The following is a 24,081-nucleotide window of genomic DNA, read 5'->3' as shown; positions in this document are numbered from 1 at the left end:
CAACGGCATGCTGAAAGCGCTGCTGCTGTACTTGCTCAGTCTGGCTTTGTTCGGGCAATCCATGCGTTTGTTCTATAAGGCATGGCGTATGAGCGGTGTCACCCGAGTGATGGAACGATTGAATCAGGGACAGCCGCAGGACGTCTCGCCAAAACCCGTCTGGGCGGGCCTTGAACGTGCTTTCTTGCGCGCAGGCCTGGGGCGTCCGACCGAGCGTCTTGGCGCATGGATCCTGCTCTGGCTGTTCGCCGTCGTGCTGAGTCTGGCGCTCGCCGGATGGATCGGTGTACTGGTGATGCTCGTGTTGCCGCCAGTGGCCGTGCGGTTGTACGTCAGTTGGCGCTACCAAAGGCGTTTGCGACGGATGATCGAGCAACTGCCGCAACTGCTCGACCACACCGTGCGCAGCCTGAAGTCCGGGCGCACCCTCGCCGATGCGGTGCTCGGTGGCATCGAGGCCAGCGAGTATCCGCTCAAAGATGCCATGGGCCGGGTGCAGCGCAACGTGCAGTTGGGCGTGAGCCTGCCGGACGCCGTGGCGGATCTGGCCGAGCTTTATGAGCGCGACGAGTTTCGCCTGTTCGCCCTCGGCCTCAAGGTCAATCATCGTTACGGCGGTAACGCCAGTGAGCTGCTGGAAAACCTGATCAAGATGATCCGCGAGCGTGATCAGGCCTCCCGCCAGTTGAGTGCCATGACCGGCGAAACCCGCCTCACCGCGTGGGTGCTCGGCTTGCTGCCGATCATCATGGCCGGGTATTTCCTGGTGGCCAATCCGATTTATCTGGTCGCCATGTGGCACGACCCGTCCGGGCAGCGAATGCTGGCCACGGCGTTCGGCATGCAGGTGGTCGGCAGTCTTTTACTCTGGCGGATGTTGCGCAGCCTATGACGACCCCCCTGATGATCAGCGCCTTGCTGTTGCTGGGCGCCGCGCTGTTGCTGCTGGCCAGCCTGGCGGACCAGCGCCGCCGAACCCGGCAGATCAGCCGTCGACTGGAAGGTGACCTGCTACGCCAGGGTCGCTTCGGCAATCTGCTGCAAGTGCTCGGCGACAGCAAAGTCGGCCAACACAGCGTCAAGCTCGACAACGAAACCCAGGCCCTGCTTAACCGTCTGGGCTGGCGCAGCGCGCGCCAGCGTTCGTTGTTCGCCGCCTGCCAGATCGGTTCGCCGTTGTTGCTGTTGGCCCTGACGTTACTGCTGCAATCGGTGTTTTTCCCCACCGTGGAAAAACAGTGGATCGCGCCGTTGTTCGCCCTTGGCGTCGGCTACCTGTTGCCCAAGCGGCTGCTGGTGATCGCCGTCGCGCGGCGGCAGAAACAACTGGCCAACGAGATCAGCACGTTCATCCCGCTGCTGCGCATCCTCTTCGAATCCGGCATGGCCGTGGAGCAGGCATTGCGCGTGCTGAGCCACGAAGGCCAGGCCTTGCTGCCGGTGCTGACCCAGGAGCTGCGGCTGGTGTTGAGCCGGGTCGACTCTGGCCTTGAACTGGGCGAAGAACTCAACAAAGCCACGCTGTTGCTGGCGGTTGATGAGTTCACCGACACCTGCGTGATCCTTCAGCAGTTGCTGCACCAGGGCGGCGGGGCGATGAAATCGCTGCTGTCGCTCAAGCAACTGCTCGATGACCGGCGCCTGACGCGCCTGCAGGAATACGTCTCGAAAATGTCCGCGAAAATGTCCGTCGTGATGATGTTGTTTCTCTTCCCGGCGTTATTGATTGTCCTTGCCGGCCCGGGCTTCACCGCCCTGGCCAAGGCGTTGGGAGCTTGAAGGAGTGGTGATGAAAGCAATGATTGCCGGTGCATGTTTGTTGTTGCTCGGTGGCTGTGCCAGCACCGGGCAGAACCCTTGGGAGGCGCTGACCAACAGCGCCAGTTGCGGCAAGCTCAGTTCCGATCAACAACTGTCGTTGAACCTTGCCGACGACATGGCCAAAGACGGCAAGCTCCACGCCAGCCTGGCCAACCTGCAAAGCCTGCCGGACAACCTCGCCGATGTGCGTTTGCGCAAGGCCAAGGTTTACCGCTTGCTGGGTCGCAGCGAAGCCGAGCCGTTGTATCGCAGCTTGCTCGGCAGCTGCCTGGCCGCCGAGGCCGAACATGGTCTGGGCCAACTCGCGGCGGCCAAGTCCGATTACGGTCAGGCGCAGTCGCACCTGCAACGCGCGGCGCGGTTGGCACCGACCGACGAAAAAATCCGCAACGATCTCGGGGTGGTTTACCTCAACCAACTGCGCATCGAAGACGCACGCTTCGAATTCCTCACCGCCATGGAGCTCAAGCAAAGCGATCAACTGGCGGCGCTGAATCTGGTGACGCTGTTGCTCTATCAGGACGACTGGAACCGTGCCGCTGAACTGGTCAGCCGCCTGGGCCTGAGCCCGGCGCAATTTAGCGAAGCGCAGGGCCGCGCGGAAAAACTCAAGGCGCCGAGCCGCGCCAGCGTCGCCGTCACGGCGATGCTCAAGTAAGGAGAGCTGCGATGAAAACTGCCATTTTTTGTTTTGGCTTGCTGGCTTTGCCGTTGACCAGCCACGCCATCGACGCCGGCCCGGCTTCGGCCCAGCAACAGGAAACCGAAGGCTGGCTGTTGCTGCAGAGCCGCAACAAAGTTGCCTCGCCGACAGTACAGACAGCCACCCCGACGGAACGTGAACTGGCCATGCAGCGCTGGCTGAAAAGTTACCAGCATGAGATCCCGCAGTTTTTCGATCAGGATCAGGGCGGCAAGGTCGACAGTGGGTCGGGGGGCGGGGGCTGACAATTTTTCAGCAGACACACCGCGTCATCGTTCTTCGGGAGCAAGCCCCCTCCCACACTGGAATGCATTTCATCCAGAGGTCCAATTCAATCTCACACTGGAATGCATTTCATCCAGAGGTCCAAGTCAATCCCACTGGATTGCACTCCAACCAGGCAGCAAGGTCCCTCACACAGACTGAAATGCATTCCAGTGTGGGAGGGGGCTTGCTCCCGAAGGGGCCCGCTCAGCCAACCCGTTTTATGTGGACTGCATGGCTCTTGCATGGGGGGTATTTCAATTCGAGATGTTTAAGTGTGTGTGGAATTGCCGGAACCGTCCCACAAGGTTTTCAGGTTGTCCGTCGGACGTGCGCTCACTAGTCTTGGGCGGTCGCTGACATCTCAGCGATGGGGTGTGAGAACCCGGCAACTTATGGTCATTCAGTATCTGTGCACGCATAATCGCCGCCAGCCTATCCGCTGTCGGTATGCGTCATGGCGGCTGTGTGCGGGCAGACCTCGGTCTGGCCGGGTGTCCATAACCGGTATTCTCACCCCGCATATAGCTGCCACCCCAAGCCCCGTGAGAATGGCAAAGGGTGGCGCAGACAACTGTGGAGAATTGTTTTAATGGACAAGCTGATTCCCGATCCACCCCTCGAAACCCCCACCCCACTTGCCGACGCCATTCGCGTCGATGAGCAGACAAAAAATCGCGAAGCCATAAAGCGCGCGCTCGATTTCTACCTCTGTCCCAATCCCGTCAAACCGCGCCAGCCGAGCACCATGTTCCTGGTCAACCCGAGTGTCGACACCGAAAGCCTGCTCGCCCATGCCAGCGAATCCCTGGCCAGTGCCGGCACGGCGGCGAGCAACTTCGCCAATGAGCTGAGCGGCTCGCAACGCAGCACCGTGCTGGGGATCCAGCAGATGGTCATGCTCGCCGAACTGGCGGTGAACCGCGCGCTGGATCAGGTTGACCCACAGACCTGATTCACAGGATCACCGCGTCATCGTTCTTCGCGAGCAGGAGGTTGCATTCCAAATGTGGGAGCGAGCCTGCTCGCGAAGAGGCCCGCCCAGTCGCCTCTTCTCGCACAGACTGCATGCATGGGTACCTGAAAATTGACGCCATATCATTGACTTTTTGATGGTGTCGAAATGATGGCTCGTGTAGATTTCGCCGCGCCCGAACCAGATGGTCTGGTGGGCCGGTAGGGATGCCTGAGTAACGATGTGAACCCTGCTGAAACTGTTTTTCATGTTTTGGAAGGGAATCACGTTGAATACCACTCGCTTGCGCCACTCCTTGCTGGCGCTTTCCATTGCCGCCGCTTTGCACACCGGCACCGCTGTCGCCGATATTGATTACGACATCAGCAGCACACCATTGGACAGCAACCTGCTCAACACCACCGGCCTGGTCGATTTGCACGGCAATCTCAATGCCTCGCCCGTGGCGGCGCCGGGGCTGACGTTTGGCGCTCAGTTCAATGGGTTGAGCGCACGGCAGTTGCGTAACAACGACAGCATCCGCATTGATGGCGCCACCCACGGTGTCGGTATCAGTCTCGGTGACTCGGGGGCTGTGAAAAGCAAAATTCAGTTCGCGCTGATCAACGATGGCTCGATTGCTGTGCACGGATTGACCGGGGTGGGAACCTCAACGGGTATCTCCGTGATTAACAGTGAATTGGGTAACTCCCTGAGCAATACCGGCAGCATCGACATTAGCGGGGCGACGTCCACCGGTGTGATGCTGGTGCAAACCAGTCTTTCCGGAGTCAGCAACAGTGGCATGATCAGCGCCAGTGGCACCGATGCACTGGGTTTGTTTCTCGACGGTGCCACGCTCAATAGCGGGATAAACAACTCCGGCACTGTCCGCGCCACCGGGACCAACGCTGAGGCGCTGGTGCTAGAGGGTGTCAGCCCATCAGGCTCCGGGCAATTGTTGTTGAGCAACAGCGGCACGATTTCCGGCGAGTCCATCGGCGTGCACGTCAGCGGCCAAGCGGCCGGTGGCAGTCCTTTGAGCATTTACCAACTGAACGGTTTGATCGAGGGGGGGAAAGCAGCCATTCAGATCGATGACGGCGAAAGCTATTTCGATTTCTTCGGCGGCACTGTGAAGGGTGATCTGCTGGGGCTGACCGGGGTGAAAATCGACGGCGATGCGGTGTTTGACGGATCAATCATCAAGTCCGGTTACGTCACGATCGAAGAGGGCACGCTGACCCTGGTGAAGCCTCACACCACGATCATCGGCGACTTCGACATGGAGGAAGCCAACTCGGTGCTGGAGATGTACCTGGGCAACGACACCAACCCGGCGCTGCCAGTGTTGAAGGTCACCGGTACTAGCGATATTGCACCGGGCGCGCAACTGCGGTTACTCGCACGCTCCAGTGATTTTCGCGTGACCCCGGGCGGCACGCGTTACACGTTGATCAGTTCGGGTAATTTGATCGGCGGCAACAACCTGACCGTGACGTCCTCTTCGGCGCTGCTGGATGTGAAGAGTTTCGGTGTCACGGGTAACGACATCACGACAGTGGTGACGGCCAAGTCGAGTGAGGTGCTGGCCAATAACACTCTGGCGGTCGGCGGTAGTCACAACGCGGCAACAGCCATTGGGCGCTTCTCCAGTGTCATGTCGCGAATCGACGAGCAGGACCCGGTGTTCCAGGCTTTCGCCAACGCCAGCACCGATGCGCAACTGGCGCGTCTGTCCGAGTCCCTCAGTCCGGATGTCAGCCGGGGCGTGCTGCATGCCGCCACCAACAGCCAGACGCTGGTCTCCGGCGTGATCAACGAGCGCTCCAGCCGCGCGCGCAATGCTACTGGCTCGACCGAAAAAGGCGTGTGGCTGCAAGCCTTGAGCAACGACGCCAATCAGGACGAGCGCCGTGGGGTGGCCGGTTATGACGCCGACAGCCACGGGATTGCTGTGGGTGCCGATGGTCAGTTGAACGCCGATACCGCAGTGGGCCTGGCCTACAGCTACCTCGACACCGATGTGAAATCGGACCTGGGCAGCAAGACCAAAGTGACTGGCCACGCGCTGACCGTGTACGGCAACTGGGCGCATGACAACTGGTTCGTCGACACCTCGTTGATGTACGGCTGGAACGACAGCGAGTCCAAGCGTTACATCGCCGGCACCCGGGCCAAGGCTGATTACGACAGTGATGTGTTTGGCGTGAGTGCCTTGGCCGGTTACAGCCTGCGCTTGATGCCGGATGTGGTACTTGAGCCGCAGGTCGGCGCGCGCTACGCCAATGTGGGGATGGAATCGTACCGCGAGAAGGGCAGTTCGGCGGCGTTGAATGTCGGCAGCCAGCGTTACGAAGTCGGTGAGTTGGGCATGGGCGCGCGCCTGGCTGCTGCGTTTGCAGTCGGCGTGGGCAGTCTTGAGCCCGAGGCGAAGCTGATGGCCTGGCACGACGTGATCGGCGATAAAGTAGCCACCCAATCTGCGTTTGTACTGGGCGGCGATTCGTTCACCAGTCGCGGGACCACGCCGGTGCGTGACAGCTATGAATTGGGCCTGGGCGCCAACTACCGCATGGGCGCCTGGAGTGTGGGCGGCTCCTACAACTACGTGACGGCCAGCGGGTTTGACGCCGATGGCTTCTCGGCGAAGGTACGTTACGCGTTCTGATCCTGCCTCGATACCGCGTTATCGTTCTTCGCGAGCAGGCTCGCTCCCACATATGAAGTGCATTTCAAATGTGGGAGCGAGCCTGCTCGCGAAGGCGGTCTGTAAGGCTGCGACATCCCTAGAGCTGATAACTGAAACTGATGCTGTACCGCGTCCGCCGATTGAACGTGTCCAGCGCTTCATCCGACATCGCCTTCGCCGCCTCCAGCGCAATGTTGTAGTACTTGGCGTCACCAAAGCGCAGGCCGATCGCGGCCGAAGACAGATTGTTGGCCTGCACCGGCAATTCATTGAACCAACTGCGCGAGCGATCAAGCACCACGTACGGTTGCAGGATGCGCACCCAATTGCCGTCGCGGTTGAAGCTGTAGTTGACCTCGTAAGCCACCCCCCAGCCCTTGTCGCCGGACGCCTGATCGTCGGGGTAACCGCGACCGAAATTCTGCCCGCCGAACACCGCACGCTCGCTCTCTGGCAAGGTGTCGTCGCTCCAGTACAAGGCTGCCGACAGTACGCCTTGCCAGTTGTCGAAGAACTTGTCGCTTTGCACGCCGGACAGCCGCACACGGAAGAAGTCCAGGTCGATGGCGCTGTTGTTGGTCTTCGCCCCCATGCTGTCCAGCCCTTGGTACACGCCGCCGCTGAGGATGCGCAGTTGCCGGGCGTCGGCCTTGCGCCAGTCACTTTCGAAAGCGAGGGCGCGGATGTCGGTGCGTTCCTCGACGCTCAATGGGTAGCCGATAACGCTGTAGCGCGTTTTGTCATTGACCGCGTAGAGCCGTGAACCGGCCGTCAGCAGTTCGTTGGACGCGGCAATCAGCGGCAGGCTGAAGCCGATCGAATAGCGGTCGTTCTCTCGGTGCGGCTTGAGTTGCAGGCCATTGTCGAGCAACACATTGGTGCCGGGGTCGGCGCGGTAGCGGGAGGCGGACAGGGCCAGTTGCGTACCTTCGCTATCGAGGAACTGGCTGTAGTCGAGGCGGTAGTAATGTTCTTTGTCGTCACCCGGCGGAAACAGCCCGCTGAGGGTCAATTGCTCGCCCATGGACGTCTGCGAGTTGCTGCTCACACCGAGTAAAGCTTGCGTGCCGTTGCGGTTGTCTTCGGTGGTGCTCAGCGTGCTGGTGAACGGTTTGCGACTGGCTTGCGCGACCAATGTCGTGGCGCCGTCGGTGGTGCCGGGCGGCGGTACCTGCGCCTGGATGGTCACGCCGGGAATGCGTGTCATCAGCGTGGTGTAGCGCTCGAACGTCTTGCGGGTCAGCGGTCGCTCGGCCTGGATTTTCGCCGCGAGTTTGTCGAGCAGGCCTTTGACCCGGCCGACGTCGCCTTGCATCTGAATGTCGCGAACGTAACCTTCCACCAGCACGACCCGCGCCACCCCGTCATCGAATGTCTGTTGCGGCAGGAAGGCGTACGACAGCAGGTAGCCGTCCTGTTGATAGCGACGGGTGATGTTGCGCGTGGCTTCGATCAGATCGGCGAGGCTGGTCTGGCGACCGATCAACGGCTTGTAGACTTCGGCCAGTTCGTTGAGCGGATAGATCGTGCCGCCTTCGATCTGCACGGTCTTCAGATTGACTTTGGTCTCCATCAGCAACGGCTGCGCGGCAGCCGCACCAGGATCCGGAACTTGCAGCGGCGTCGCAGCCGGGCGATAGGCGTCGGCCGGCAGGTTGGGCACGGGCAGGTTGCGGATGGTTTCGTTGCTGTTGAGAAAGCTGGGCAGGGTGTCGGCGAGGGCGGCGGAACTGAGACTGAGGCACAGCAGGGATGCCATAACGCGCATAGGACACTCCATGGTCAGATCAAAGCGCAGGGCTGAATTTTTCCTAAGAAAAAAGCGGAAGACTCGTGGGAATCTTCCGCCCTCAACCAAGCGTAGGCGCTGTATGTAAGGCCGTCGAATCGGCCAGGTGCAATTTAGCGTTGAGTGCCTCCCAAGGCGCCGGTCAGGCCACCGAGCACGCCGCCCAGACCGCCAGTGGCGCCGCCAGTTGCGGTGCCACCGTTCGCCAGACCGCCGACCGCTGCGACGGTGCCGCCGACGTTAGTGACCAGGCCACCGACAGCGGTAGTGACCGGGTTGTTGGTGGCAGCAATCGCGCCACCGAGGTTGCTCACCGCGCTACCGGCCTGGCCGGAGAGGCTGGCCACAGGACTGCCCAGGCCCGTTGCGGCACCGACTTGTTGCGTCAGGCTGGTGACCGCGCTGGTGACCGGGTTCAGTGCGCCGCCGACGTTGTTGCCGAGTGCGGCCAACGGCGTGGTGCTGGAGGTGATCGGAGTGCCCGAACCACCCAGAACGGTATTCAGTGACGCGATGGTATTGCCAAGCCCACCTGCAGTGACGCCACCGGCACTGACCACACCATTGGTGTTACCGGCGTTCAAGCCCGAACCAACGTTGACCACTGCGCCGCCGACGGTTTGCAGCAGACCCGTACCGCCCAAGCCCCCACCGAGGCCGCCGCCGATACCGCCAGTGCCTGACCCCGTACCGTTGGACACCAGCCCACCCGCCTTGCCGACCGCCGTACCGGTATTGCTCAGTGCGCCACCGAGGGTGTTGGTCAGCGCATTGCCGTTACCGGCGTCAGTCACTTTGTCGCCGACACCGTCGACGGTGCTGCCGACTTTCTGGATCACGCCTTTGAGTGGGTCGCCCAGACCGGTGGCATCGCCGATTTTGTCGGTGGTGCTTTCAACCATGGCGATCACCGGCACCAGACTGCTGCCGACTTTGTTGGTCAGTTGGCTGGTTGGACCATTGCTGAGGGTGGTGTTGAGGGTATCGCCAAGCATGGTGACTTTTTCCCCGACACCATCAAGCACCGGAGCCACTTTGGTGACTACGCCGCCGACCACTGGAACGCTGCTGGTAGCGGTCGAAAGTTTGCCGCTGAGGTCCGACACGCCATCGCCGACGTCCGTTACGACGCTACCGACGGAGGCCACGGTGGTGGTCAGGCCTTTCGGGTCGGTTGCCAGCTTGCCGATGCCATCGGCGACACCATCGCCCAGAGTGGTCACCACGTTGCCGGTAGTATTGGCCACGCTCTGCACCACGCCACCGACCACAGGCACGGTGCTCAGGGAATCGCCAATCTGACCAACGCCATCGCCGACGCCGCTGACGGTGTTACCGACATCCTGGACAAGGGTGGTAGTCACCAGTGCCGGGGTGGTTGGGTTGGTTGGGTTGGTCGGATCTGTAGGGTCAGTCGGATTGGTTGGATTGGTCGGATCGGTGCCGCCGGTACCGCCTGTACCACCTGTACCTGCAGTGCCACCGGTGCCTGCGGTTCCGCCAGTGCCGCCAGTGCCGTCGGTGCCAGCGCTGCTGGTTGGCGAAGAACTGCCGGAACTGCTTTTGTGACCGCCACCGCCGCTGCTGCAACCGGTGAGGCCGAGGGAGAGAATCAATGCCAGAGCGATTGCCGATTTGCACCACACGTCTTGAGTTTTCATGATCGAGATTCCTTGCACCTGTCACAACATTCGTCGTTTTCGATGGCTCGCCGATCTGTTGTCGGTGATGCCTCGTCCGTGGTGTCAATCTCGATCCGGGGGCGCATTCACGCCATTCTCAAGTTGGTATTAACGCCTTTATATAAGGCGTTGCGCTGTGCCTAAGGACTAATACCCAAGGTATAGAAGGGCAAAAAAAAGCCTTGAGAATCAAGGCCGGGTGTTTTGTGCAGGAGAGGGGCGGGCGGCGGGAAAGCTTAAGTTATATACACAATTTACGAGTTTTCCCGGGCCCGTGAGGTCAGGCGATCGGCTGCCAGCGACCCACCATATGTTCCAGATCCCCCGCACCCACCAGCCGCAACTCTCCACTGGAGCCCGCCGCACTTGCCAACAACGTCACCTCGCTTGGCAACCGCACCGGCTTGCGAAAGTGCACGGTGATCTCCAGATTGGCCTTGGGCAAATGATCCGCCAGCGCCGCGAGCGTGCGCGCCTTGTTCCATAAACCGTGAGCGATGGCCGTGGAAAGGCCGAACAACTTGGCGCTGGCCGCACTCAAGTGGATCGGGTTGTAGTCGCCAGACACCTTGGCGTATTGCCGGCCGATGTCTGCCGGGGCTTTCCACTGGGTCAACTCCACCAGGGCCTGGTTCGGCTGCCAGTCTTTCTCGACTGGCTCGCCGTCAAGTTTCACCCCGCGACAGAGCATCTGACTTTCGGTTTCCCAAAGGGGCCCGAGCTGATCATCGAGGGTGGTCAGCAGATCGAACGTCGCGCCCTTGGGGTGCGCTTGCAGGTTTTGCACGCGCACGCTGACTTGCGCCCGGCTGATCCCGCCCATCGGCCGCAGCACGCGAATGCGGTTGCTCAGATGAATCAGCCCCAGCAGCGGGAACGGAAAATCCTTCGCCGTGAGCAATTGCATCTGCAAGGCAAACGCGAGGATGTGTGGATAAGTCGGTGGCAACAGCCCGTCGTCGGCAAAACCGCAGACCTTGCGATACTCCGCCAGGCGTTTACCGTCGACATCTACCCAGCAGCGTAAGCCGCTGTCGGGCAGTTGCGTGCCGGTGATCTTGCGTCGAGTGGCCGCCCGCGCATACAACCCGGGCAGGCTCGGTTGGCGATCCAGTATGTGCCATTCGATACTCATGCCTAAGCCCCCAGAACACTTTGTCCACAGACCCGCAGCGCCTGCCCGGTGAATGCGCCAGTGCCCGGTTGCGCCAGCCACGCGACGGCTTCGGCGACGTCTTGCGGCAAGCCACCCTGGCCCAGTGAACTCATGCGCCGCCCGGCTTCACGCAGGCCAAACGGAATGTGCGCGGTCATCTGGGTTTCGATGAACCCCGGTGCCACGGCGTTGATGCTGATGCCGCGGTCCAGCAGCGTCAGCGCCCAGGCTTGGGCCAGGCCGATCAACCCGGCCTTGCTCGCGGCGTAGTTGGTTTGCCCGCGGTTACCGGCGATGCCGCTGATCGACGCCAGCAGAATTACCCGCGCGTTGTCGTGCAAGGTGCCGCTATCGAGTAGCGCTTTGGTCAGCACTTGCGGGGCATTGAGGTTGACCGCCAGCACCGCGTCCCAGAATTCCGGAGTCATGTTGGCCAGGGTCTTGTCGCGGGTGATCCCGGCGTTGTGCACGAGAATGTCGAGGCCGTCCGGCAGCTGCTCGATCAGTTGCGCGGCGGCGTCTTCGGCGCAGATATCGAGGGTGATGCTGCGCCCGCCAAGACGTGCAGCGAGGGCTTCGAGATCGGTCTTGGCCGGTGGCACGTCGAGCAGAATCACCTCGGCGCCATCGCGCGCCAGCGTTTCGGCAATTGATGCGCCGATACCACGCGCCGCGCCGGTGACCAGCGCCTTGCGTCCGGCCAGTGGTCGGGTCCAGTCGGTCACGGGTGTCGCACACGCAGTGAGGCGAATCACTTGCCCGGACACGAAGGCACTTTTCGGCGAGAGGAAAAACCGCAGCGGGCCTTCGAGTTGATCTTCGGCGCCTTCGCCGACATAGATCAGTTGCAGTGTGCCGCCGCTGCGCAATTCCTTGGCCAGCGACCGGGAGAAACCTTCCAGCGCCCGTTGTGCACTCGCCGCGAAGGGATCGCGCAGGGTTTCCGGCGCACGGCCGAGAATCACCAAGTGGGCACTGTGCTCAAGATTCTTCATCAACGGCTGGAAGAACTCGCGCAGTTGTTTGAGCTGGTCGGTGTGCTGCAAGTCACTGGCGTCGAATACCACCGCTTTGAGTTTCGGGCCGAGGCCGGGAATCCATTCGGTGGCCGTCGCCGGTTGCTCGCCGTAGCGGTAAATGCCGTCGGTCAAACGGTTGGCGAAAACACTGACGCGTTCGGCCAGCGGCCCCCCACCGATCAGCAGCGCACCTTCCACCGGCCGCAGGCGCCCGGCCTGCCAGCGCTCCAGTCGCACCGGCGACGGCAGGCCCAGTGCCCCGACCAGACGATGGCCGATGGACGAATTGGCGAAGTCGATATAGCGGTCAGACATGGAACGCTCTCCAAAAGTTGGGGTTCAAAGTGTGGACTGCCAACGGCAAACAATCGTTCGATCCACGCAATAAGGCCTACGCTAGAACACTGAGGTTTAGCAGGTCTTGCAGATAAATGCGGACCTTGTGGGAGCGGGCTTGCTCGCGAATGCGGTATGCCAGCCAACAAATCCGGCGACTGACACACCGAATTCGCGAGCAAGCCCGCTCCCACAGGGAAAGGTTTCAGGTCAGACATTTCACAAGGAGTTTTTCATGAGTCAGCTGCGCCGCGTCGCGATCATCGGCGGTAACCGTATCCCTTTCGCCCGTTCCAATGGCCCTTACGCCGCGGCCAGCAATCAGGCGATGCTCACCGCAGCCCTCGAAGGCCTGATCGAACGCTACAACCTGCACGGCCAGCGCATTGGCGAAGTGGTGGCGGGCGCGGTGCTTAAATTGTCACGGGATATGAACCTGGCCCGCGAATGCGTGCTCGGCTCACGCCTGTCACCGGCCACCCCGGCCTATGACATCCAGCAAGCCTGTGGCACCGGGCTGGAAGCCGCGTTGCTGGTGGCCAACAAAATCGCCCTTGGCCAGATCGATTGCGGCATCGCTGGCGGCGTCGACACCACCTCCGACGCGCCGATCGGCGTCAGCGAAGGCCTGCGCAAAATCCTCCTGCAAGCCAACCGCGCCAAGACCACCGGTGAAAAGCTCAAGACTTTTCTGCAACTGCGCCCGCAACACCTGATCCCGGATTTTCCGCGCAACGGCGAAGCGCGCACGGGCCTGTCGATGGGCCAGCACTGCGAGTTGATGGCGCAGACCTGGAATATTCCTCGCGAAGATCAGGATCAATTGGCCCTGGAAAGCCATCACAAACTCGCTGCGTCCTATAGCGAAGGCTGGCACAGCGATCTGATGACGCCGTTCCTTGGGCTGACCCGCGACAACAACCTGCGCCCGGATCTGACGCTGGAAAAACTCGTCTCGCTGAAACCGGCATTCGAAAAAAGCGCCAAAGGCACGCTGACCGCGGGCAACTCCACGCCCCTGACCGACGGTGCCTCCGTGGTGCTGCTCGGCAGTGAGGAATGGGCGAAAGAGCGTGGCTTGCCGATCCTCGCCTACCTGCGCGATGGCGAAGCGGCGGCGGTGGATTTCGTCAACGGCGCCGAAGGCCTGCTGATGGCGCCGGTGTATGCGGTACCGAGATTGTTGGCGCGCAACGGCCTGACCTTGCAGGATTTCGACTATTACGAAATTCACGAGGCGTTCGCGGCGCAGGTTTTATGCACGCTCAAGGCCTGGGAAGATCCGGATTACTGCAAAACCCGACTGGGGCTGGAGGCGCCACTGGGTTCGATCGACCGCAGCCGGCTTAATGTCAAAGGCAGTTCGCTGGCGGCGGGGCATCCGTTTGCCGCGACGGGTGGGCGGATTGTCGCGAACCTGGCCAAACTGCTGGATGCGGCGGGCAAGGGGCGCGGGCTGATCTCGATCTGCGCCGCCGGCGGCCAAGGCGTCACCGCGATCATTGAAAGATAAATCGGATCCTGTGGGAGCGGGCTTGCCCGCGATGAGGCCATCAGATTCAATATTTTTATTGACTGGGATATCGCCATCGCTGGCAAGCCAGCTCCCACAGGTTTATGCGGGCATGTTCAAGGACGCTTACAGGCCAATGTCAGATTCTGTCGCAAATGCCCTCAACACCATTTGCCAACATTCACGACCGCCTCGGCTATGATTCGCAGCGGTCAATTTTTTCGGCACAGTGTGTGCATTCACAAGGTTCACAGGTCGGTACCCCCTCCCCGTAAAGCGAGGATTGCCGTATAACGAGTGACATTCGCGTGTTTGGTAATAAAGGACCCACAATAAAAGCTGATGAAGACTCCAAAACGCATTGAACCCCTGATCGAAGACGGTCTGGTCGACGAAGTGCTGCGCCCACTGATGAGTGGTAAAGAAGCAGCTGTATATGTGGTGCGCTGCGGCAATCAGTTACGTTGCGCAAAGGTCTACAAGGAGGCGAACAAACGCAGTTTCCGCCAGGCGGCCGAGTATCAGGAAGGCCGCAAGGTGCGCAACAGCCGACAGGCTCGCGCAATGGCCAAGGGCTCCAAGTTCGGTCGCAAAGAGACCGAGGACGCCTGGCAGAACGCCGAAGTGGCGGCGCTGTTCCGTCTGGCCGGTGCCGGTGTTCGGGTGCCAAAACCTTATGACTTCCTCGACGGCGTGCTGTTGATGGAACTGGTGGCCGACGAATTCGGCGATGCCGCGCCGCGCCTGAACGACGTGGTGCTGGAGCCGGATCAGGCGCGCGAGTATCACGCGTTCCTGATTTCGCAGATCGTGCTGATGTTGTGTACCGGTCTGGTGCACGGTGACCTCTCCGAGTTCAACGTGCTGCTGACACCGACCGGGCCGGTGATCATCGACCTGCCGCAAGCGGTCGACGCGGCGGGCAATAACCACGCGTTCAGCATGCTCGAGCGTGACGTTGGTAACATGGCTTCGTACTTCGGTCGCTTTGCACCGGAGTTGAAGAAGACCAAGTACGCCAAGGAAATGTGGGCGCTGTACGAAGCCGGTACCTTGCACCCGGCCAGCGTGCTGACCGGCGAATTCGACGAACCGGAAGATCTGGCCGATGTCGGCGGGGTGCTGCGCGAAATCGAAGCCGCCCGTCTGGACGAAGAACGCAAACAAGCGATTCGTGCGGCGGATGACGAGCCGAAAGGCAAGTCAGAGGAGCCACCACCGCCACCGTGGATGCAATGATCGCTTGAACAGAAACCCGGCTTCGGCCGGGTTTTTTGTGCCCGGATTTCGACAGCACCACAAATCATTGTGGGAGCTGGCTTGCCAGCGAAAGGGCCTGTACATCCAATACACCTCTTAATGCTGAACCACCGCTATCGCTGGCAAGCCAGCTCCCACAGGGTGAGATGGTGTTAATGAAAGTTGTGTGGGACTCTTGTCCGCCTCCGCACACTCAAGGATTGAATGTGAACGCCCGCCTGATCATCACTGCCCGGCTGATTTCCGATTTCGGCGCCTTTCTCAACATGGTCGCGCTGGCCACTTACGTTTACCTGCTCAGCAACAGCGCAATCAGCGTGGGGATCTTCCTCGCCAGCCGCGTCGGCGGCGGAGTTTTCGCCAGTCTGATCGGTACGCGGTTTTACCGACGCTTCAGCGGCCGTCTGCCGCTGATCGCATTCGACCTGCTGCGTGCTGGCGTACTCGGTTTGCTGCTGATCGTGCCGGTCTCTCAACAAGCGCTGTTGTTGCCGTTTATCGCGTTCGGCCTGGGCCTGGGCAATTCGATGTTCGCCATCGGCCTCAACAGTCAGTTGCCGCGTTTGATCCCCGCAGCGCAGTTACTCAAGACCAACGCCTGGATCACCTCGGCTTCGTCGGCGGCGATGGTCGGCGGCAGTCTGGTCTCGGGGTTGCTGGTGGCGGGGTTCGGTTTCGAAACGGTGTTCGCGTTGAACGCGCTGACCTATCTGCTGGCGGCGGTACTGATCATGCCGCTGCGTTTCGACGCACCGACGCTCCATGAACGCCCCGAACGCGGCGAATGGTCGGCCCTCAAGCAAGGCCTGCGCAGTGCGCCGGTGATTGCCGCGATGCTCGCGGTCACAATGGCCGATACTTTGGGCAGCGCCGCGCACAACGTCGGTTTTCCGATCATTTCAAAGTTGCTGTCACCGGAGTCAGCGAGTACCACGCTGGGCCTGATGCTGGCGGTGTGGGCCTGCGGCAAGCTGCTCGGCGCACGGATCGCCAGCCGAATGAAAGGCTCGGACAATGTCCATCTGGAGCGGCGGTTTTTCTTCGGTGTGGCGCTGATGTCTTGCGGCTTTATCCTGATGTTCCAGCAGCACAGCCTCTACGGATTGCTGCTGTTTTCATTGCCGGCGGGGTTGGGCGACGGTTTTTCCGAAGTCGGGCTGATGTCGCGTCTGCAACGCGAGCCCGAGCATTTGCGTCTGCCGATCTTCAGTTTCCTGACGCTGCTGCAAATGACCGGGTTCGGCGTCGGCATGTTGATCGCCGCGCCATTCTACGAATGGTGGACGCCGGGTGCCGTGGTCATGCTGTTCCACGGCATTCCCCTCGGCACCTTGCTGACGGTGAAAGTGTTTACGCTCAGGCGCGGGCGGGTTTTGCGCAGCAGCCCGACGCCAGTTCCTTGAGGATCGGGCAGTCGGGACGATGGTCGCCCTGACAGTGCTCGACCAGGTCTTGCAGGGTGTCGCGCAGCTCGCCCAGTTCGCGGATCTTCTGGTTCAACTCGTCGATGTGTTGACGGGCCAACGCCTTCACATCGGCGCTGGCGCGCTGGCGATCCTGCCAGAGCGTCAGCAGCTTGCCGACCTCTTCCAGCGAGAACCCCAGGTCCCGCGAACGCTTGATGAACGCCAACGTGTGCAGGTCATCATCGCCGTAGACCCGATAACCGCTTTCAGTTCGGTGGGCCGCTTTGAGCAGACCGATCGACTCGTAATAACGGATCATCTTCGCGCTCAGGCCGCTTTGTTTAGCTGCTTGGCCGATGTTCATCGGTGCTCCTCCAGATCCTTGGGTTTCCAGGTTTTCAACAGTAGCGCATTGCTCACCACGCTGACGCTCGACAGCGCCATCGCGGCGCCAGCCAACACCGGGTTGAGGAAGCCGAACGCGGCCAACGGAATGCCGATCAGGTTGTAGACAAAGGCCCAGAACAGGTTCTGGCGGATCTTCGCGTAGGTCTTGCGGCTGATCTCCAGCGCCGCCGGCACCAGCCGTGGATCACCGCGCATCAGGGTGATACCGGCCGCATGCATGGCCACGTCGGTGCCGCCGCCCATGGCGATGCCGATGTCCGCCGCCGCGAGTGCCGGGGCGTCGTTGATGCCGTCACCAACCATGGCGACGACGCCGGTTTTCTTCAGTTCGGCGACGGTGGCGGCTTTGTCGGCCGGCAGTACTTCGGCGTGAACGTCTTTAATGCCCAGTGCTTGGGCCACCACCCGCGCGCTGCCGCGGTTGTCGCCGGTGAGCAAATGGCTGTGGATACCGCGCGCGGCCAGTTGTTGCACGGCTTGCAGTGCCCCGGGCTTCAAGGTGTCGCCGAAAGCGAACAGCCCGAGCACGCGCGGTTCGGGGCTTTGTTCGATCAGCCACGAAAGGGTGCGGCCTTCGGCTTCCCAGCTCGTGGCGGATTCGCTGAGGTTGCCAGCGCTCAAACCGCTTTCTTCCAGCATCCTCCGGTTGCCCAGGGCCAGACGCCGACCATCAAGACTGCCGGCGATGCCACGGCCGGTCAGCGATTGGCTGTCGCTGACGTCGGGTACATCCAGATCACGTTCGGCCGCCGCATCCAGCACGGCTTTGGCCAACGGGTGTTCACTGCCGCGTTGCAGGGCACCGGCCAGTTTCAGCAGGGTGTTTTCGTCGCCATCGACCGCACTCAAATGCGCGATGCGCGGCGTGCCGGAGGTCAGCGTGCCGGTTTTGTCGAAGACCACGCTGCTGACTTCATGGGCACGCTCCAGGGCTTCGGCATCCTTGATCAGAATGCCGTGGCGCGCCGCAACGCCAGTGCCAGCCATGATCGCGGTCGGTGTGGCGAGGCCGAGGGCGCAGGGGCAGGCGATCACCAACACGGCAACGGCGTTGATCAGCGCCGTTTCCAATGGCGCACCGTACAGCCACCAGCCGATCAGCGTTGCCAGAGCCAGCACCAGCACGGTCGGCACAAACACCTGACTGACTTTATCCACCAGTTTCTGAATCGGTGCTTTGGCCGCTTGCGCGTCTTCGACCAGACGAATGATCCGCGCCAATACGCTTTCCGCGCCGAGGGCGGTGGTGCGCACCAGCAAGCGGCCTTCACCGTTGATGGCGCCGCCGGTGACTTTATCCCCCGGCTGTTTCGGTACCGGCAGGCTTTCGCCGCTGATCAAGGCTTCGTCGGCGTGGCTCTGGCCTTCCAGCACTTCGCCGTCGACCGGGAAACGCTCACCGGGTTTGACCAACACCCGGTCATTGAGGCGCAGGGCGCTGATGGCGACGTCCTGTTCGCGGCCGTCGATCACCTGGATCGCCCGTTCCGGGCGCAAGGCTTCCAGAGCGCGGATGGCGCTGGCGGTCTGGCGCTTGGCACGGCTTTCCAGGTATTTGCCGAGCAATACGAGGGCGATGACCACCGCCGAGGCCTCGAAATACAGATGCGGCATGCGCCCGGCGGCGGTCGCCCATTCGTACAGGCTCAAGCCATAACCGGCGCTGGTGCCCAAGGCCACGAGCAAGTCCATATTGCCGGCCCCGGCGCGCACGGCTTTCCATGCGGCGACGTAAAACCGTGCGCCGAAGATGAATTGCACCGGGGTGGCTAGAGCGAATTGCGCCCAGGCCGGCAGCATCCAATGAATGCCAAACGGTTGCAGCAACATCGGCAGCACCAGCGGCAAGGCCAAGGCAATCGCACAGATCAGCGCCAAGCGCTCATGCTTCAGGCGCTGTTGCTGGTTATCGGTTTGCGGATGTTCGGCTTGCCAGACGCTGGCGGAGTAACCGGCCTTGTTCACGGCGTCGAGCAGGGTTTGCGTATCGAGCTGACCGAGCAATTCGAGGTGCGCACGTTCGTTAGCCAGATTGACGCTGACACGTTTAACGCCGGGGACTTTGTTCAGAGCGCGCTCGACGCGACCGACGCAGGAGGCGCAGGTCATGCCGTCGATGCTTAACTCGATGGTTTGTTGCGGCACGCTGTAACCGGCACGCTCAACCGCGTCCATCAACGCCGGCAAGCTGTCGCCGGGCGCCTGCACCCGGGCCTGTTCGGTGGCGAGGTTAACGCTCACGGCACTGGCGCCGCTGACTTTGCTTAAGGCCCGCTCGACACGTCCGGCGCAACTGGCGCAGGTCATGCCGGCAATCGGCAGATCGAAAGTAATCGATTCGGACATCGGTCACGCTCCCTGTAGAAGATGCCTACAGGATCAACCTTGCCATGCGGGCAAGGTCAAGCGCCAATCTTTGGGGCGCCCTAAATCAAATGTGGGAGCGGGCTTGCTCGCGAAGGCGCCGTGTCAGTCAATCATTGAATCGCCTGACACACCGCTTTCGCGAGCAAGCCCGCTCCCACATTGGGATTTGCTTAGTAGCCGAGATCGGCGCGCTTGAGGTACATCCCTTCCTGCGTCATCGCGATCCGGTACTTCTGCACATCACCGGCCTGAAGTTTGATGTCTTGCGAACCCGGTGCGAGCAAGCCGGGATTGCAACCTGGCGCCTGCCCCGGCAGCAATTTGAGGCGCAGCGATACGCTGCCCGGCGGCAGGTTGAACGAGGTGCTTTGTTCCTGGAACAACCGCGCCGACAGCTGATCCTGGATATACACGCCGATCTCGCAGGAGGTCGCCACTTCCAGACGCTCGCGAGAAATGATCAGCACCGCGTAATCCTCACCGACGGCTTGTACCGAAGGGATGGCGGCAAAGAGACTGAGGAAGCCAAACAGGCTGAAAGCTGACCAGCGCATGGCTGAATCTCCTGAATTTATGTCATAGATGCACGCAGCTTGGCCGAGCACGGCGCGGATTGCCAGCCCGGCAGTTTATTGAAGAACTTGACCTTGCCATGGTGGCAAGCTCAAGACTGCCGGCAACCTCACTCAAAGGAGTCATTGCATGCAAGTATTCAATGTTCAAGGCATGTCCTGCGGTCACTGCGTCAAAGCCGTCACGCAAGCCGTGCAGGCCAAAGATCCGACGGCCAGTGTGCGCGTCGATCTGGCAGCCAAAGAAGTCGGCGTCGAAAGCGCGCTGAGCGCAGATCAGGTCATCGAGATCATCAGCGAAGAAGGCTACCCGGCAAAACTGGCCTGATGTTTTTATAGTTAGCGAGCTATCGGAATGTTCAAGGCGTCCATGCACGGCTAGACTGTCGGGCTGCTGACTTTCCAATCTGGACGCCTGATGAACCTCCGTACCATTCTGATTCTCGGTGCCTTGAGCGCCTTTGGCCCATTGGCCATCGACTTTTATCTGCCCGCGTTCCCGTCCATGGCGTTGGCGTTTGGCACCGATGAACAACACGTCCAGCTGACCTTGGCGGCGTATTTCCTCGGCCTGTCCATCGGTCAGCTGTTATACGGCCCGGTCGCCGACCGTTTTGGCCGGCGCATTCCGCTGCTCACCGGTGTCGGGTTGTTCACCGTCGCGTCGCTGGCCTGTGCCTACGCGCCGAATCTGGAGTGGCTGATCGGTGCGCGTTTCGTACAGGCATTGGGTGGTTGCGCGGGTATGGTGATTGCCCGGGCGGTGGTCAGCGACAAATGCGATGCGGTGGGTTCAGCGAAAGTCTTTTCACAACTGATGCTGGTGATGGGCCTGGCGCCGATTCTGGCGCCGATGCTCGGTGGTCTGCTGGTTAACACCACGGGCTGGCAGTCGATCTTTCTGGTGTTGACCGGGTTCAGCGCCCTGGCCGGTCTGGCCGTGGCCCTCGGCCTGCCGGAAAGTCTGCCTGACCATGTGCCGCGCCAGCCGTTGTCCGGCGCGCTGCGCCAATATGGGCGGTTGTTCAAGGATCGGGTCTTTCTTGGCCACGCCTTGACCGGGGGGATCGCCGTCGCCGGGATGTTTTCCTACATCGCCGGTTCGCCGTTCGTTTTCATCAAACTCTATGGTGTGCCGGCCGAGCATTTCGGCTGGCTGTTCGGCACCAACGCGGCAGGTTTCATTCTGGTGGCGCAGGTCAATGCGCGGCTGTTGGCCAAGCGTGGTCCGGCCTTTCTGCTGGCGCGTGCCGTGTGGGTGTACCTGTTGGCGGGCGTGGCGTTGCTGGCGGTCAGCGCGCTTCACACCCAAGCGTTGTGGCCGCTGTTGATTCCGTTATTCATCTGCATCGCCAGCCTTGGCTGCATCTTGCCCAACGCCGCGGCCTGCGCGATGAACGGTCAGGGTGCGCGGGCTGGCAGCGCGTCCGCGCTGATGGGCTGCTTGCAGTTCAGCGTTGCTTCGGGTGCTGCTTCGCTGGTGGCATTCCTGCACGACGGCAGCGCCATGCCGATGGCCATGGTCATCAGCCTGTGCGGTGTGCTGGTGGTCAGCGTCGCGATGCTCACCCGGCGTTTGCAGAATGCCCAGGCAGAGGCGCAAGCCGCGGCGTGAGCCGCTAGATAAAGGCAGTCAGCCAGCCGCGCGCTGCTGGCTGCGGTCGGGAAACGGGTGGGGCGCGCAGATTCGCGCTTCGAGGGTGCGGGTGAAAGCCAACGCTTCGGCTTCACTGCGGAATGTCACGGCGTGCTGGTCGAGTCGAACCTGCCATTGAGACTTCGCCACTTCTTTTATCAGGATCTTCATTGCTGACCTCCCTTACGTAAAAGATGTATCGCAGAGGTTTCGATTGTAGACCTGAATACGATCGCAATTGTGACAGTGGTCAAGCATCTGACTGACGGCAAAAAAGCGCGCAGCCCGCGCCAGCCTTTTATAGAAGCTGCCGAAGGCTGCGTTTTTTTACTTTTAGAAACCTTCTAAAACAATTTTTCCCTTGGCCTTGCCGCTTTCGAGCAACTCATGCGCCCGGCGCAGATTGGCGGCATTGATTGTGCCGAAGTGCTCGCCGACGGTGGTCTTCAACGTTCCGGCGTCAATCAGCTCGGCCACCCGATTGAGCAGTTTGTGCTGTTCGATCATGTCTGCAGTTTCGAACAGCGAACGGGTGTACATGAACTCCCAGTGCAGCGACAGGCTCTTGCGCTTGAGCTTGGTTACGTCCAGCGACTTCGGATCGTCGATCAGTGCCAGTTTGCCTTGCGGCGCCAGGGCCTCGATGAGTTGGTCCAGATGTTCATCGGTCTGGGTCAGGCTGGCGACGTGGGATACATTTTTGACCCCGGCTTGTTTCAGTTCTTCGGCCAGTGGCTTGTTATGGTTGATCACCAGATCCGCGCCCAGGTTGCTGACCCAGTCGCGGGTCTGAGTGCGCGAAGCGGTGCCGATCACCAGCAGCCCGGTCAACTGACTGGCCAATTGCGTGAGGATTGAGCCAACGCCGCCGGCAGCCCCGACAATCAACAGGCTCTGACCTTCATCGGCTTTGCCTTCGCGGATCTGCAAACGCTCAAACAGCAGCTCCCACGCGGTGATTGCGGTCAGAGGCAGGGCGGCAGCTTCGGCAAACCCAAGGGATTTGGGCATATGCCCGACAATCCGCTCATCGACCACGTGCAACTCGCTGTTGCCGCCCGCGCGAGCAATGGAGCCGGCGTAGAACACTTTGTCGCCAGCCTTGAACAGCGTGACGTCGCTGCCGACAGCCTTGACCACGCCGGCCACGTCCCAACCCAGCACTTTCGCCGCGCCGCCTTCGGGTGCCACGTTCTGCCGCACCTTGGTGTCGACCGGATTGACCGAGATGGCTTTGACTTCCACCAACAAGTCTCGCGGGCCGGCAACCGGCTCCGGCAGTTCGATGTCTTGCAGCGAGTGTGCATCGCTGATCGGCAGGGAGGCGTAATAGGCAATGGCTTTCATGGAGGACTCCGGCATAAATATGAAGCGCTGGGATGAATTCGATGGGCCAGATGATTGGCTATTTCTCTGCGAGATAAAACCGGCTAAAAGAGCAGTCTCTTTCAACTTTTTTTTGATAATAGAGGCCGAGGATGTTGCGTTTCGACGATTTGCAGTTATTTGTGCGGGCCGCGGATCTGGGCAGTCTGTCGGCGGCAGCGCGAGTGATGGACATGTCGGCTGCCGTCGCCAGTGCCGCGCTCAAACGTATCGAGCAGCAACTCGGCGCCCGCTTGCTGGCACGTTCGACCCGCAGTCTGCGTCTGACCGCTGAAGGTGAAGGGTTTCTCGAATACGCTCGGGCGGCGTTGAGCCATCTCGATGAGGGGCGGCGTCTGCTGACCAGCGGGCAGGATCAGGTCAGCGGGATCCTGCAGTTGTCGGCGCCCTCGGATTTTGGTCGCAACCTGTTGCTGCCATGGCTTGACGAGTTTCAGCGTCAGCACCCGAAATTGACCGTGCGCCTGCTGCTCGGTGACCGAATCGCCGACCTGTTCCGGCAGCCGGTGGACGTCGCCTTGCGCTATGGCGAGCCGGAAGACTCCAGCCTGGTGGCCTTGCCCATTGCCTCGCACAACCGCCGGGTCCTCTGCGCGTCGCCGGCCTATCTGGCCCGACATGGCGAGCCACGTCAGCTCGAACAACTGGCCCAGCACAATTGCCTGCTGTACATGCTCGGCAGTCGGGTACATGACCATTGGAGTTTTCATGACGGCAAGCGTGAGGTCAGTCTGACCGTCAGCGGTGACCGCTTCAGCGACGATGCCGATGTCGTGCGCCTGTGGGCGGTGGCAGGGGCGGGAATCGCCTATAAATCCTGGCTCGATGTGGCCGCCGATGTCCTCGCCGGGCGTCTGAAAGTGCTGTTGCCGGAGCTGATGTGTGAGCGCGCTCCGCTGAATTTGCTGTGCGCTCATCGCGCACAATTGAGTAAGCCGGTGAACCTGTTGAGGGAGATGCTTGCCAGCCGTTGCGCTGAAGTGAGTAGTCAATTTCCCGCTTTCCCGAAAGATGATCATTAGTCGCAGTGAAATAGAGAAATTTCTGTCAGCAACAATCACCACCCGGACAGGGAGTGGCGCGGGACGCGGCGTGTAACCCGCTTATACTAGCGCC

21 protein-coding genes are annotated in these 24,081 nt (G+C 61.1%); 12 read left to right on the top strand and 9 right to left on the bottom strand.

Going from position 1 to position 24,081, the window contains the following annotated elements:
- Nucleotides 1-7: 7 nt before the first annotated feature.
- The 6 genes from ATI02_RS11855 to ATI02_RS11830 all read left to right on the top strand — a co-directional run bounded on the left by ATI02_RS11855 (nt 8) and on the right by ATI02_RS11830 (nt 6,414).
- Complete coding sequence (locus tag ATI02_RS11855) at nt 8-892, top strand: type II secretion system F family protein (RefSeq protein ID WP_100846361.1); 885 nt, start codon at nt 8-10, stop codon at nt 890-892.
- A complete protein-coding gene (locus ATI02_RS11850; RefSeq protein WP_095188202.1) occupies nt 889-1,779 on the top strand; it encodes a type II secretion system F family protein in 891 nt (296 codons plus the stop codon). The genes ATI02_RS11855 and ATI02_RS11850 overlap by 4 nt, the downstream gene beginning before the upstream one ends.
- 10 nt (nt 1,780-1,789) lie before the next feature.
- On the top strand, nt 1,790-2,479 hold the full coding sequence (locus ATI02_RS11845) for a tetratricopeptide repeat protein (RefSeq protein WP_100846360.1): 690 nt from the start codon (nt 1,790-1,792) through the stop codon (nt 2,477-2,479).
- An 11-nt stretch (nt 2,480-2,490) separates the two neighbouring features.
- Complete coding sequence (locus ATI02_RS11840) at nt 2,491-2,769, top strand: DUF3613 domain-containing protein (protein WP_095188199.1); 279 nt, start codon at nt 2,491-2,493, stop codon at nt 2,767-2,769.
- A 611-nt stretch (nt 2,770-3,380) separates the two neighbouring features.
- A complete protein-coding gene (locus tag ATI02_RS11835; protein WP_100846359.1) occupies nt 3,381-3,743 on the top strand; it encodes a DUF6124 family protein in 363 nt (120 codons plus the stop codon).
- Between the two features lie 289 nt (nt 3,744-4,032).
- Complete coding sequence (locus ATI02_RS11830; RefSeq protein ID WP_100846358.1) at nt 4,033-6,414, top strand: autotransporter family protein; 2,382 nt, start codon at nt 4,033-4,035, stop codon at nt 6,412-6,414.
- Between the two features lie 118 nt (nt 6,415-6,532).
- On the opposite strand, the gene ATI02_RS11825 is transcribed toward ATI02_RS11830, so the two are convergent.
- From ATI02_RS11825 to ATI02_RS11810, 4 genes are all read right to left on the bottom strand, one after another.
- Complete coding sequence (locus tag ATI02_RS11825; RefSeq protein WP_095188193.1) at nt 6,533-8,203, bottom strand: ShlB/FhaC/HecB family hemolysin secretion/activation protein; 1,671 nt, start codon at nt 8,201-8,203, stop codon at nt 6,533-6,535.
- 134 nt (nt 8,204-8,337) lie between these two features.
- Entirely contained in the window at nt 8,338-9,885 is a 1,548-nt protein-coding gene (locus tag ATI02_RS11820) for a collagen-like triple helix repeat-containing protein (protein WP_100846357.1), read from the bottom strand.
- A gap of 301 nt (nt 9,886-10,186) precedes the next feature.
- Complete coding sequence (locus ATI02_RS11815; protein ID WP_100846356.1) at nt 10,187-11,041, bottom strand: MaoC family dehydratase; 855 nt, start codon at nt 11,039-11,041, stop codon at nt 10,187-10,189.
- A 2-nt stretch (nt 11,042-11,043) separates the two neighbouring features.
- Nucleotides 11,044-12,396, bottom strand: coding sequence for a 3-oxoacyl-ACP reductase (locus ATI02_RS11810; RefSeq protein WP_100846355.1), 1,353 nt, complete (start codon nt 12,394-12,396; stop codon nt 11,044-11,046).
- Nucleotides 12,397-12,652: 256 nt separating this feature from the next.
- Between ATI02_RS11810 and ATI02_RS11805 the strand changes: the two genes are divergently transcribed.
- The 3 genes from ATI02_RS11805 to ATI02_RS11790 all read left to right on the top strand — a co-directional run bounded on the left by ATI02_RS11805 (nt 12,653) and on the right by ATI02_RS11790 (nt 16,593).
- Complete coding sequence (locus tag ATI02_RS11805) at nt 12,653-13,930, top strand: acetyl-CoA C-acetyltransferase (protein ID WP_100846354.1); 1,278 nt, start codon at nt 12,653-12,655, stop codon at nt 13,928-13,930.
- 342 nt (nt 13,931-14,272) lie between these two features.
- Entirely contained in the window at nt 14,273-15,169 is an 897-nt protein-coding gene (locus ATI02_RS11795) for a PA4780 family RIO1-like protein kinase (protein WP_095188184.1), read from the top strand.
- Nucleotides 15,170-15,345: 176 nt separating this feature from the next.
- Nucleotides 15,346-16,593 (top strand): MFS transporter, encoded by a 1,248-nt coding sequence (locus tag ATI02_RS11790; RefSeq protein ID WP_272948223.1) that lies wholly within the window; start codon nt 15,346-15,348, stop codon nt 16,591-16,593.
- Here the strand turns inward: ATI02_RS11790 and cueR are convergent.
- The 3 genes from cueR to ATI02_RS11775 form a co-directional block, all read right to left on the bottom strand.
- Nucleotides 16,547-16,960 carry a Cu(I)-responsive transcriptional regulator gene (gene cueR, locus ATI02_RS11785; RefSeq protein WP_095188180.1) on the bottom strand — a complete coding sequence of 138 codons (414 nt, stop codon included), beginning with the start codon at nt 16,958-16,960 and terminating at the stop codon, nt 16,547-16,549. The two genes, ATI02_RS11790 and cueR, sit on opposite strands and share 47 nt — an antisense overlap.
- Nucleotides 16,957-19,350, bottom strand: coding sequence for a copper resistance metal-translocating P1-type ATPase CueA (gene cueA, locus ATI02_RS11780; protein WP_100846352.1), 2,394 nt, complete (start codon nt 19,348-19,350; stop codon nt 16,957-16,959). The genes cueR and cueA overlap by 4 nt, the downstream gene beginning before the upstream one ends.
- A 191-nt stretch (nt 19,351-19,541) precedes the next feature.
- Nucleotides 19,542-19,925 carry a hypothetical protein gene (locus tag ATI02_RS11775; RefSeq protein ID WP_100846351.1) on the bottom strand — a complete coding sequence of 128 codons (384 nt, stop codon included), beginning with the start codon at nt 19,923-19,925 and terminating at the stop codon, nt 19,542-19,544.
- A gap of 148 nt (nt 19,926-20,073) precedes the next feature.
- Between ATI02_RS11775 and ATI02_RS11770 the strand changes: the two genes are divergently transcribed.
- Both ATI02_RS11770 and ATI02_RS11765 read left to right on the top strand, forming a co-directional pair.
- Nucleotides 20,074-20,271, top strand: coding sequence for a heavy-metal-associated domain-containing protein (locus tag ATI02_RS11770; RefSeq protein ID WP_100846350.1), 198 nt, complete (start codon nt 20,074-20,076; stop codon nt 20,269-20,271).
- Nucleotides 20,272-20,361: 90 nt separating this feature from the next.
- A complete protein-coding gene (locus ATI02_RS11765) occupies nt 20,362-21,558 on the top strand; it encodes a multidrug effflux MFS transporter (protein WP_095188172.1) in 1,197 nt (398 codons plus the stop codon).
- Between the two features lie 18 nt (nt 21,559-21,576).
- On the opposite strand, the gene ATI02_RS32280 is transcribed toward ATI02_RS11765, so the two are convergent.
- Both ATI02_RS32280 and ATI02_RS11760 read right to left on the bottom strand, forming a co-directional pair.
- Nucleotides 21,577-21,750 carry a hypothetical protein gene (locus ATI02_RS32280; RefSeq protein ID WP_167394872.1) on the bottom strand — a complete coding sequence of 58 codons (174 nt, stop codon included), beginning with the start codon at nt 21,748-21,750 and terminating at the stop codon, nt 21,577-21,579.
- Between the two features lie 162 nt (nt 21,751-21,912).
- Complete coding sequence (locus tag ATI02_RS11760; protein ID WP_095188170.1) at nt 21,913-22,926, bottom strand: zinc-binding alcohol dehydrogenase family protein; 1,014 nt, start codon at nt 22,924-22,926, stop codon at nt 21,913-21,915.
- A gap of 131 nt (nt 22,927-23,057) precedes the next feature.
- Here ATI02_RS11760 and ATI02_RS11755 point away from each other — a divergent pair, with 131 nt between their 5' ends.
- A complete protein-coding gene (locus ATI02_RS11755; RefSeq protein ID WP_100846349.1) occupies nt 23,058-23,987 on the top strand; it encodes a transcription regulator VimR in 930 nt (309 codons plus the stop codon).
- Nucleotides 23,988-24,081 lie beyond the last annotated feature (94 nt).

This window comes from Pseudomonas baetica, from assembly GCF_002813455.1.
Lineage (GTDB): Bacteria > Pseudomonadota > Gammaproteobacteria > Pseudomonadales > Pseudomonadaceae > Aquipseudomonas > Aquipseudomonas baetica.
This window is presented reverse-complemented; position numbering and strand designations above follow the sequence as displayed.